This window comes from Alcaligenes parafaecalis (assembly GCF_026344135.1).
GTDB lineage: Bacteria > Pseudomonadota > Gammaproteobacteria > Burkholderiales > Burkholderiaceae_B > Alcaligenes > Alcaligenes parafaecalis.
Genome location: NZ_JAPKNA010000001.1, coordinates 531,305 through 542,243, shown reverse-complemented (window position 1 = coordinate 542,243; position 10,939 = coordinate 531,305). Strand labels below are relative to the sequence as shown.

General features: G+C 55.2%; 10 protein-coding genes. 5 read left to right on the top strand and 5 right to left on the bottom strand.

What is annotated here, in order from left to right; genetic code table 11:
- Window positions 1-126 precede the first annotated feature (126 nt).
- Together OSH09_RS02520 and OSH09_RS02515 are read right to left on the bottom strand one after the other, a co-directional pair.
- Window positions 127-1,794: a VRR-NUC domain-containing protein gene (locus tag OSH09_RS02520; RefSeq protein ID WP_266120046.1), complete on the bottom strand. Its 1,668-nt coding sequence runs from the start codon at window positions 1,792-1,794 to the stop codon at window positions 127-129.
- A 39-nt stretch (window positions 1,795-1,833) separates the two neighbouring features.
- On the bottom strand, window positions 1,834-2,349 hold the full coding sequence (locus OSH09_RS02515; RefSeq protein ID WP_207874258.1) for a MarR family winged helix-turn-helix transcriptional regulator: 516 nt from the start codon (window positions 2,347-2,349) through the stop codon (window positions 1,834-1,836).
- Between the two features lie 85 nt (window positions 2,350-2,434).
- Between OSH09_RS02515 and OSH09_RS02510 the strand changes: the two genes are divergently transcribed.
- Complete coding sequence (locus OSH09_RS02510; RefSeq protein WP_266120045.1) at window positions 2,435-3,304, top strand: DMT family transporter; 870 nt, start codon at window positions 2,435-2,437, stop codon at window positions 3,302-3,304.
- Window positions 3,305-3,409: 105 nt separating this feature from the next.
- Here OSH09_RS02510 and OSH09_RS02505 read toward each other — a convergent pair whose 3' ends face one another.
- On the bottom strand, window positions 3,410-4,717 hold the full coding sequence (locus OSH09_RS02505) for an aminotransferase class I/II-fold pyridoxal phosphate-dependent enzyme (RefSeq protein ID WP_207874254.1): 1,308 nt from the start codon (window positions 4,715-4,717) through the stop codon (window positions 3,410-3,412).
- Window positions 4,718-4,794: 77 nt separating this feature from the next.
- On the opposite strand from OSH09_RS02505, the gene OSH09_RS02500 reads away from it, so the two are divergent.
- Window positions 4,795-5,598 (top strand): YggS family pyridoxal phosphate-dependent enzyme, encoded by an 804-nt coding sequence (locus tag OSH09_RS02500; protein ID WP_153229967.1) that lies wholly within the window; start codon window positions 4,795-4,797, stop codon window positions 5,596-5,598.
- Window positions 5,595-5,864, top strand: a complete 270-nt coding sequence (locus OSH09_RS02495) for a hypothetical protein (protein WP_207874252.1) — start codon at window positions 5,595-5,597, stop codon at window positions 5,862-5,864. The genes OSH09_RS02500 and OSH09_RS02495 overlap by 4 nt, the downstream gene beginning before the upstream one ends.
- 141 nt (window positions 5,865-6,005) lie before the next feature.
- On the opposite strand, the gene OSH09_RS02490 is transcribed toward OSH09_RS02495, so the two are convergent.
- On the bottom strand, window positions 6,006-7,322 hold the full coding sequence (locus OSH09_RS02490; protein ID WP_266120044.1) for an MFS transporter: 1,317 nt from the start codon (window positions 7,320-7,322) through the stop codon (window positions 6,006-6,008).
- A 268-nt stretch (window positions 7,323-7,590) separates the two neighbouring features.
- On the bottom strand, window positions 7,591-8,730 hold the full coding sequence (locus OSH09_RS02485; protein WP_207874248.1) for an FAD-dependent monooxygenase: 1,140 nt from the start codon (window positions 8,728-8,730) through the stop codon (window positions 7,591-7,593).
- Between the two features lie 415 nt (window positions 8,731-9,145).
- On the opposite strand from OSH09_RS02485, the gene OSH09_RS02480 reads away from it, so the two are divergent.
- Both OSH09_RS02480 and OSH09_RS02475 read left to right on the top strand, forming a co-directional pair.
- Entirely contained in the window at window positions 9,146-9,625 is a 480-nt protein-coding gene (locus OSH09_RS02480; RefSeq protein WP_266120043.1) for a MarR family winged helix-turn-helix transcriptional regulator, read from the top strand.
- Window positions 9,626-9,704: 79 nt separating this feature from the next.
- Window positions 9,705-10,868: an NnrS family protein gene (locus OSH09_RS02475; RefSeq protein ID WP_207874244.1), complete on the top strand. Its 1,164-nt coding sequence runs from the start codon at window positions 9,705-9,707 to the stop codon at window positions 10,866-10,868.
- Window positions 10,869-10,939 lie beyond the last annotated feature (71 nt).

Below are 10,939 nucleotides of genomic sequence, written 5' to 3'. Positions count from 1 at the left end.
GCAGCCGTAACTGCTGATGACCCAAAATGCCTTCCTGAGCAGTGGCCGCAGGAGTAAAGCGCAGGTCCAGATCACCGCTGCGGGCGGTGAATTCGCACAAAGCTCGTACGCCTACGGTCCAGGCTTTCATACGAATTCAGGCCGAGTGACGTAGCAAACACGGGCTGGAATGGCGTGCTGCTCAAAATAACTGAGCCAGCGCCGTTGATTGTCCTGGAGACGGTCCCCTGGCCCTTTTACCTCAATCAATTCATAGCTTTGCTGGACTGGTGTAAAACGCACCAAATCCGGCAAGCCGGAGCGATTGTCGCGCCAGTCTTGCAAAATGCGCTTGAAGACCAACTGCAAATGCTGCGCCGGGATGCAATGCAAAGCCTGCTCGATCAGGGTTTCATCCAAGGCAGGCCAGATCAGCAAGGGGCACTGTATGCCGCGTTTTTCCTGCCAGCGCTGCCAGATCACGGTTTTATAGTCAGCGCTGTCCAGGACGCTTAAGGCTTGATCAAACAGGTTCTGACGACGCGATACGAAATCCGGGTTGCCCCAATCAGCAGGACAGGCTTGATAGGGATGAAAAAACGCGCCGGGCAAGGGAGCGAAAATAGCGTCCCAGCTTAGCAATCCCAATAAGGCTGGAAACAAGGCGTTTTCTACGTAATAAACAGGCGCCAAAGGACTGTCCCAATGCGCCAAGACCTGGGCTTCAACTCGATTACCGTCATCAAACAGGACCAGATCACTACGTTGAGTGCGACTGGCCGGTGTACTTGCCGGAGAACTGGGCGGCACGTCGACTGACAATTTACGACGCATGCGCGGCAACATACGCAGCAACTTCTGGGTTTCACTTTCGTTCTCTGGCTGTCCCCAGGCCTGACAAAACAGGGGCCACGCACCTTGATGGTTCTCTTGGCGCTCCAATACACGCAGTTGACGGTAGCGTGCGCCCGGCCAGCTCGTCTGGGTGTAGGCCTGCTCGGCTAGCGGCCACCAATGCTGGCGCTCTGCTTGCTGTCCCAGTTGGAACAGGGTTTTTGCCTTGCGCCGCTGCAACCAATCGCTATCCGTTTCAATCGTCAACACGGCCGCAAAGCGCTGCGCCCATTGCTCGGGATCCGCCTCGTCCTGGGTATCACGTAGTTCAGACAAGGTTTCATACAGGCGTACATCCTCCCCATGCCGGAACGCCCGGCTGGCCTGATCCAGCAGCACCGTTTCGTAGCGATACAGGCCCAGATCACTCAGCACGAACTCGGACCAGTCCTGATAATGATTGCCAAAGAACAGAAGCTGCAAACGCTGCGCCCAGTGCATGACCTCCGGGGACAGACGGAGCATGGGAGCCTGCAATCGGGCGTCGGCGCACCATTCCTGAAAGGGGCGTGCCTGGTCGCCATAGGTTTGGCTGATCCACGCCTGATAATCCGACTTGCGCCCAGCCGCAGGCAGATCACTAAACAGGCGACGCAGCTCCGGCACGGTATGGACCGCAAACAAGGTTGCCAGATCGAGGTCTGGATTCGTCTCAATCAAGCCACAGGCACTGAGCTCTTGCACTGCCGCATCCAGATCCGCAATCTCGTCGTAACGCAGCTTGTCGATGCGAAATACAGGCCCTTTACGCATCAGCAATCGGACTAACAGCGCTTGGGCAGATTGGGAAGCCGCTACAAAGCGGCGACCACAATGGACGTGTTCCGGCTCCAGCAAGTCGGAACTGGCGTGCTGTACCCACTGCAAAACCTGATGAAAATTATGCAGGTAGTAAAAAGGAGGAAGCTCTGGCGGGGTCATAAGTAGGCTGTGTATATATCCAGCTACTTTAGCATTCCTTCAACTCTGGCGCGACTCCAACACACGCATCCAGTCGCGCAGCAAGCTGTCCAGGCTTTGACGTTGCTCGGTATTCAGGCCTTCCAGCAAGTTTTCTTCATTCGCCAAATGGTCAACGACCACAGTGTCCACACAGGCCAGACCGGCCGGACTCAGGCGCACCAAAATGCGGCGGGCATCTTCCGGGTCAGCAATGCGCTCAATCAAACCTTGCTTTTCCAAGCCCTGCAAACGATGCGTCATGGTGCCGGAGCTGACCATCAAGGTAGAAAACAGGGCTGTAGGTGCCAAGGTATAGGGCGGGCCGGAACGACGCAGGCTGGCCAGCACATCAAATTCGCCCAATTGCAGGCCGTGACGCCTGAAATTTTCGCTCATCTGCTTTTGCACCAGTTGAAAGCAACGTGTCATACGGCCCAGCAAGGCCATGGCATCCAGATTGGGCAGATCCGGCCGCTGCTCACGCCATTGCTTGATGATCAGGTCTACCGCGTCGTGTTCTTCGCTCGTACTCATGATTTCTCGATTCTGATATTTATCTTGATATTAAGATAAATCATCCCTACACTGGCATTTATCTCGACATCAAGATACTTTCACCATGAACCGATTATCGCTTTGGATTGTGACGGCACTGACCGCACTAGGCCCCGCCATCTGGGGTTCAACCTATATTGTTACTACCGAAATTTTGCCGCCTGACCGCCCGTTCATTGCTGCGTTTTTGCGTTGCTTTCCCGCAGGTCTGATGCTCTTGCTCTGGAGTCGTCGTATGCCAGCGCGTGGCGATTGGGGGCGGACCCTGATTTTGGCGGCCTTGAATATTGGTGCCTTTCAAGCACTGCTGTTTGTGGCGGCTTACCGCTTGCCCGGTGGTCTGGCGGCGGTGGTCGGGGCCGCTCAACCTTTGGTTGTGATTGCGCTGGCCTGGGCTCTGGAAGGAAAACGTCCCGTCACGATGGCACTGCTGGCCTGCGTGATCGGTATTTTCGGCATGGGTATTTTGCTGCTTTCCCCAGAGAGCCAATGGGATACCTGGGGCATGGTGGCCGCAATTGTGGGCGCTTTGTGCATGGCCTTGGGAACCTATTTGTCGCATCGCTGGCGTAGTGGCATGCCGATTCTGGCTTTCACCGCTTGGCAGTTGATGCTCGGTGGCCTGATGCTTGCCCCCCTCGCCTTGTGGCTGGACCCACCGCTGGATAGCTCTTTGAGCACGGTGCAAATTGGCGGTTATCTGTATCTGTGCCTGGTCGGTGCCCTGCTGGCCTACACTTTGTGGTTCCGAGGGATTGCCGTACTGCCTTCAGTCGCGGTGTCTTCGCTGGGTCTGCTCAGTCCTTTGACCGCCGTTATTCTGGGCTGGTTGATCCTGGGCCAGGCCATGACGGGCTCCAGTCTGGTCGGCATTATTCTGGTGATGGGCAGCGTCCTGGCAGTGCAATGGATCAGTAATCGGCCTACTAAATAAATAATAAGGCCCATAAAAATAGCGCCCCCTTTTCTAGCTGAATGGGTGGGCGCACGGTATAGAGTTCACTATCTTGCTACTTCGCCAGAAGCAGCAAGATAGTGACTAATAACGCTCTTGCAGTACTTGGGCTAAATCCGTCGCAAAGCGCTGCGCGCCTTTGGCATCCAGATTGGCAAAGCTGACTCGCAAACCTTGGGCGGGATTGCTGACACCAAACACTTGGCCGGACCTTACTAGCCAGCCCCTTGCGGCCAAACCAGCCAATACAGGTTCGGCTTCGCGGTCCAGAGGAATCCACAAGTTGAAGCCTTCTTCGCTGTCCCAAAAAGGAATGCTTTGCTTTTTCAAGGCCTGCATCAAATCCGCGCGGGCTTGCACATAAGCGGCTTGCGCCACACGGGTCTGCGCCTTGATATCCGCATCCGTCAGCCCATGCACGACCATTTGCTGCAGTAGATGACTGACCCATTGCGCACCCGAGGCCAAGCGCTGCGACAAGCGCTCGCTGGTCTGCAGATCAGAGGCTACCAAAGCAACGCGCAAATCCGGGCCCAAACCTTTGGATACCGAGCGGATCAAGGCCCAACGCAAATGATCAGCGGGGATCACATTGCGATAAGGGCTGCTGGCCAACATCCAGAAATGGTCATCAATCATCAAGAGCAATTCGGGATAGTTCTTCAGAATTTGCTCGATCTGCTTGGCGCGCGCCCGACTCAAGGAACACCCCGTAGGATTATGCGCACGCGGTGTCAAAATCAACGCACGCAAACCATCCTCCAGGGCCTCTTCCAAGGAAGCAGGCACAATGCCCTCGCTATCCACCGCAATGCCTACCGGTTTGTAGCCCAGCGTATGCACCGAGTTGATGCTATTCAGATAGCCAGGGTCTTCAATCCCGACTTTATCGCCTGCCAGCAAAAAGGCTTGCAGCAAACGCTCGATCGCATCGACTGCCCCGTAGCTGACGTGATAATCCGTTTCCAGAGGAGTGTCTTTATGGAACACCTGCTGGCACACCGCACGCAGTTCAGGCACCAAGGGGTCCGCACCGTACAAGGCCTGGGTCTGGCCGCGCACGCCTGCTGTCAGTTGTGTCGGTGCGGGCAAATACGCCAGCGCCGGATTACCACTGGCCAGATCCTGCAGAGCCGAGCTGGCTCCATGACCTTCACGCGCCAGCTCCCGAATGGTTTCGCGAATACGCGTGCCACGACGGCCTTGCGCATCGGCCACGCCCGCTGACACCAAACGCTTATAAGCAAGTGCGACGGTGTTTCGGTTCAATCCCAGTGTTTGGGCGAGTTCGCGTACCGGCGGCAAGACCTGTCCCGGAGCAATACGCCCCAGCGCCACTTGCTGTCGGATATCATCGAAAAGTTCCTTCGCATTGCTTCCCTGGATATTCATTTTGACCTATGACATAATAGTTTATGCGCGACCCGCAGGGTCGAGTTTATCTTTTTTTTCTTCCTTACTGGTGCGCCATGTCCGAATCCGCCCCTGATCTACTTCACACCGAGCATTATCCCACCTCCACCAGTGTAGAGGCATTTCGGGAACGCATTGCCCTGGTACAACAAAGAATTGATGCTGCCTGCGTACGTTACGGTCGTGCCGCTGGTGATGTACGTTTGCTGACGGTCAGCAAAACCTTCGGGATTGACCGTATCCGCCTGGCCTATCAAGCCGGTTGCCGCCTGCTGGGCGAGAACAAGGTGCAAGAGGCCGAAGGCAAGTACGAGGCCCTGCGCGAAGAGCTGCCGGATTTGGAATGGGCTGTTATTGGACACCTGCAAAGCAATAAAGCCAAGTCCGTTGCACGCTTTGCATCCGAATTTCATGCGCTGGACAAACTCAAGACCGCTGAAGCGCTGGATCGCCGCCTGCAAATTGAAGGCCGCAGCCTGGACGTCTTCGTGCAGGTAAACACCTCCAGCGAGGACAGCAAATTCGGTTTGCCGCCCGAAGAAGTGCACGCGTTTGTGCGCGAATTACCACAGTTTTCTGCCTTGAAAGTCAAAGGTCTGATGACCCTGGCCTTGATGGACGCAGACCCCGAACGGGTACGCCCCTGCTTTGCCCTGCTGCGCAATTTACGCGATCAGCTCCGCAACGACATTCCCCACGCTGAAAACATCCGTGAGCTGTCCATGGGTATGTCGGGTGACTATGAAGTCGCTATCTCCGAAGGCTCCACGATTGTGCGCGTTGGACAAGCCATTTTTGGTGCACGCGCCACGCCCAACAACTTTTACTGGCCCGTCTCTGATACGGCAACAACATCATGAATCCATTACGCCTGATCCTCCGCCAAAACGGCAAAGAAGTCGGCCATTTTGAATCCAGCCCCTGCTGCCCACCCGAGCAACTGATTGCCGTGGCCCGACATCTGATGACGCTGCCCGACAGCGAACTGGAGCTGCAACAAGCCCAAGGTGAACACCGCATTCTAGACAGCGGCCCACATGGCTTGCGTGTTCTAAGCGCTCAAGTTCTGTATGAAACCGTGGATTTGCAAGCCTGGCTGCAACAAGGCAGCAAAGTTACTGCCTGAACCTGATCGGTGATCGGCCACAAGCCCGCCACCCTGGTTCGGCAAAGCGGCGTACCCAAGACGCCGCAACCATAAAAAAACATACCCGGCTGTTAGCCGGGTATGTTTTTTGTGTTTCAGACCACAGGAGCAAACAGCGACTTAGCGGTTTACCTGTTTGGCAGGCAAGGCGTAAGCCAGCAAGCAGCTCACCATCAGGCTACCCGCAAACAACCACAAAGCGGCGCTGCCCGAGCCTGTCAGGTCGGTGACCCAACCAATCAGGGAGTTGCTGACCAGACCAGCAATATTGGCCAAGGAGCAAGCCAGAGCAAAACCGGTTGCTGCAGCAGTGCCTTTCAGGAAGGTGGCAGGCAAGCTGAAGAACACAGGCACGGCACCCATAATGACTGCCGACGCCACCGTGAAGGCCAGAACCGTCAACCAGGCATGGTGGGCCACAAAGGTACTGGCAACCAGCGCAATCGCCCCGATAGTCAGCGGCACGATCAGGTGCCAGCGACGTTCACGACGACGGTCCGAACTGGCACCAATCATCAGCATCCCCACCACACCGGCCAGAGAAGGAATCGCGGTCATCAAACCAATCTGGAATGGATCTTGCACACCGGCCGCACGAATAAAGGACGGCATCCAGAAACTGATGGAATACGTACCCAGCAGGATGGAGAAGTCGATCCCACCCAGCATCCACACTTTCAAGTTGAAGAAACCATCTTTAAAGCTGTGTTTGACGCCCTTGCCTTCGGCATCGTCGGCAGCCAGATCCGCCGCCAAACGGGACTTTTGCTCGTTGTTAAGCCAATGCGCAGACTGATAGTTATTCGGCAAAGCCCAGAAAGTCAGGATACCGAGCAGCACACTAGGAATGGCTTCCAAGAGGAACAACCACTGCCAACCGCGCCAGCCATTCATATGGTCAAAGTGACCAATAATCCAGCCGGACAAGGGGCCACCAATCACGCTGGACAGGGGCAAACCAATCATGAACAAGGCAATGATTTTGCCGCGTCGGTAGGTCGGGAACCACAAGGTCAGGTAATAGAGCACGCCTGGCAAGAAACCGGCCTCTGCCGCACCCAGTACAAAACGCAAAATGTAGAACTGCGTTGGCGTGGTGACAAACATGGTCAGGCCAGAGAGCAGGCCCCAGGTAATCATGATGCGGGCAATCCACAACTTGGCGCCCACACGTTCCAGAATCAGGTTGCTGGGTACTTCAAACAGGATGTAGCCCAGGAAAAACAGACCGGCACCCAGGCCGTAAGCCGTCTCGCTCCACTGCAAATGGTCGAGCATCTGCAACTTCGCGAAACCGACGTTGATTCGGTCCAGATAGGCGGCCAGATAACAAAAGCACAGGAATGGGATCAGACGCCAGACGATCTTCTTATAGAGATCTCCGTTTCCGTCCCGGCCTGCAGGCACAGCCGTGGGACTTTGGATGGATGAATGCACCTTGTATATCTCCGGATAATTATTGGTATGCCTGGTGAACCAGAAAACTGCCTAAAAACAGCGCCTGACAGAACACAGCAGGGCCCTGAACGCGTCCGCATTCCCCCCAGTGGGTTGCAGACCGTTTACAGATGAAGAATGACGTATCAACGGTGACCCCCGATCAGGCGGGCCTTCTCTAGCGAGAGGCCGCGCCCAGAACCGGGACCCGATCAGATTGCTACGGCACAGATCCCGGATCGCTCCCGGGCTCTGTGCCTGACGCGGCTTAGCTGGACTTCAAGTCCTGACCATACAGGTCGTAGCCGTAAACCCAGGCCGGATCTTCTTGCGTGCGCAGGAAGGTATTGGCGTTGGAGACGGACTGAACACGAGTCGCGCGCTCTTTGCGGTTGAGTTCGTACAAATCAAAGGCCGTACGGAAGTCCGACAAGCCTGTCTCTTGCAAGCAGCGTGTCAGCATGGCGGCGTCTTCAATGGCCATGCACGCACCCTGAGCCATGTGAGGCTTCATGGGGTGACATGCGTCGCCCAACATCACCAGACGGCCACGGCTCCACAAAGGCAGCGGATTACGGTTACGCAAAGGCCACTTGGTAATGCTTTCGGTCGATTTGATCAAATTCTGAACCGTGGAATGATAGCCTTCAAATGCGGCCAGCATCTCTTCTTGCGAGCTGTCTACATAAGCACCCTGGAAATCCCAGGCCGGATGGGGCACACCCGTCACAAAGTAGTACTCATCACGCTTGCCCGTGGTGTAGTACACCATCATGTGGCGGTCGTCTGTCCACCATTTCACACAGTCCTCGAACTCATCGGCAAAGCGGGCCAGATTTTCACCACGGATCAGGGCACGGTGTGCAACCCAGCCGCTGTAAATAGGATCTTCCACGCCCAGCAAGGTTTCGCGAATCTTGGAGTGGATGCCGTCGGCACCAATCACAATGTCAGCGGTCACGCTGGTGCCATCAGCAAACTCCAGCAGCACGCCCTCTTCGCGTTCCACCAGGTTTTGCAAACGCTTGCCAAAGTGCACGGTGCCAGGCTTGATGCTGTCGATTTGCAAGGCATGCATATCACCACGGTGTACGGTGATGTAGGACGCGCCGTATTCTTTCTTGGCAAATTCGCCCAAGGGGATACGGGACATGTAGTCGCCCGTCTCACCATCACGACTGAACCAGAAGTCGGGGTGCGAGCCCATATCGTCCAGTGCTTTTTCCAGACCCATGCGGCGGAAAATTTTCATCACGTTGGGGCCTACGTGGATACCGGCACCCAAACGCGAGAATTCTGGCGCCTGTTCAAATACTTCTACCTCAAAGCCTGCTTGCTGCAACAGAGTCGCCGCAGCGGCTCCGCCAAGACCGGCCCCTACAATCGCAATCTTGACTGTTTTTTCCATCGTTAGCTCCAAATCACGGCACTCATTAAAAGTGCTCACCACATGTTTTTTAGTAGTGTACACACTAAGTTTAAGCATGAAAACAGGTGATTGAGCTAGGGTTTATACCTACCTCAAGTAAATTTAAGCACCTTTATAAATGATGAAAAACTCCTATTTATTTAAATAATATCAATAAGATATAAATAAAAATCAAAACAAAATCGGGCCTTGAATATCTAAACATCAAATTTATCTGATTTTCAGATTTAACAGTGTGTAGACTCATTTATTGCGGTGCACACCCTAAGAACCCAAATGCTTTAAATGCGAAAGAACTGATCTGGATCAGGCTGGATTCCTTCCCTGCACAGGTATACTTGCCCGGTTGTTACACGCAACTGGCCTGCCCATTCCACAACAAGACAGAAAGACTATGCAGCCTACCTCCCCCTCATCCGCTCCTCAAACCTTGTCCTACGATGTCACCGAACAAATCGGCCACCTGCTGCGCAAGGCGGGTCAGCGGCACACGGCCATCTTTCAGCACTACGTGGGCGACAACCAGCTAACCGCTATTCAATTTGTGACGCTGTGCGCCTTGCGCGACCACGGCCCCAGCTCTCAAACAGAGCTGGTCGAAGCCACGGCGGTTGACCAGGCCACCATACGGGGCATTATTCAACGACTGAAGTCGCGCGACCTGATTGAACTGGCGCCGGACAAGGACGACCGCCGTAAAGTCATTGTGGAACTGACCCAGGAAGGTTTGCACCTGCTGGACCGCGTCATTCCTCGTGCCCATACCATCAGCGAACTGACCATGGGCAATCTGAACCCCGCAGAACGCGTGGCTATCGTCTATTTATTGCGCAAAATGATAGACAGCACGCTGGAAATATCCGACAAAGAATAAGGCCAAGCATCGTTTTAAGAGACTATGTTTTATTCGGCCTTTAAGATATATTTAAAATACATCTTATAACTGATCTGCCATGACTCCTCTGACTGCCTCCCCTGCCTCTACCCGCCCAGAATGGCGCGCATTCCTGGAACTGGGATTTCGTCCCCTTTATCTGTTAGCCACACTCTGGGGCGCAGCCAGCATTGCGCTCTGGCTCTATACCCCCGGCTGGCTGGCCAATACGGCTATCCCTTCCCTGTACTGGCATGCCCATGAAATGCTCTGGGCCTTTATTGGCACCATTGCTGTCGGCTTTTTGCTAACGGCCAGCGCGACCTGGACCGGCCAGCCTACCTTGCGCGGGCCCTCTTTAGGAGCCTTGTGCCTGATCTGGATTCTGGCCCGTTTCAGCTTTCTGCTTCCCAATGGGGCGATAGCGGCACTGCTGCTGGATGCCCTGTTCTTCGTCATTGCTGCCGCTGAACTGGCCCGCGTCATCTTGATCGCCCGGAACAAGCGCAACTACGGTATTCCAGTCGCCATGTTGGCCCTGGGACTAAGCCACGCCCTGTTCATGTACAGCCTGATTCAAGGCCAGGACCCCATGCCCTACTTCTATAGCGGCTTTTGGACCATGGGGCTGATTACCTTGCTGATCGCTCGCCGCATCATCCCCTTCTTTGCCATGCGTGCTCTGCCTGGCTTGAGCCTGCCTGCTCAAACCCGCAGTGGCCATTGGCAAATGGGCTTGAGCGCCATCGCCATTGTGCTGTCGCTGACACCCTGGCGTTTGCCCTTGGCCATTATCCTGGCCGCTTTGGGTTTGATCGCTTGCTTCCAGTGGTGCCGCTGGCAACCCTGGGCCAGCCGCAACACCCCACTTTTATGGATTCTGTATCTGGGCTATGCCGGTCTGGCAATAGGTTTGCTCAGCGCTGCGGCTTATGAAGCAGGCTGGATTCTGCGTGCGGCCTGGCCGGTGCATATAGTGGGTCTGGCCGGATTCAGCATCATGATTATTGGCATGCTGACCCGCACCGCTCTGGGTCATTTGGGCCGCCCTTTGCGTGCTACGCCCAAAGTTGTCCTGGGTTATGGCCTTCTGATTGCCGCCTGTGTGTTGCGCTTGCTGGCCTTGATTCCCAGCAGTTGGAGCCTGCCCCTGCTGCATGCGGCTGGCTTGTGCTGGATTCTGGCCATGCTCAATTACCTGCATCAGTTTGCCCCCATGCTCATTCGTCCCAGAATGAACTGATCGCGGCATCGGCGCCACACTTTACGATACAAAGTCCCTGGCGCCATTTATGTTTATTTTCTGCCTGACAG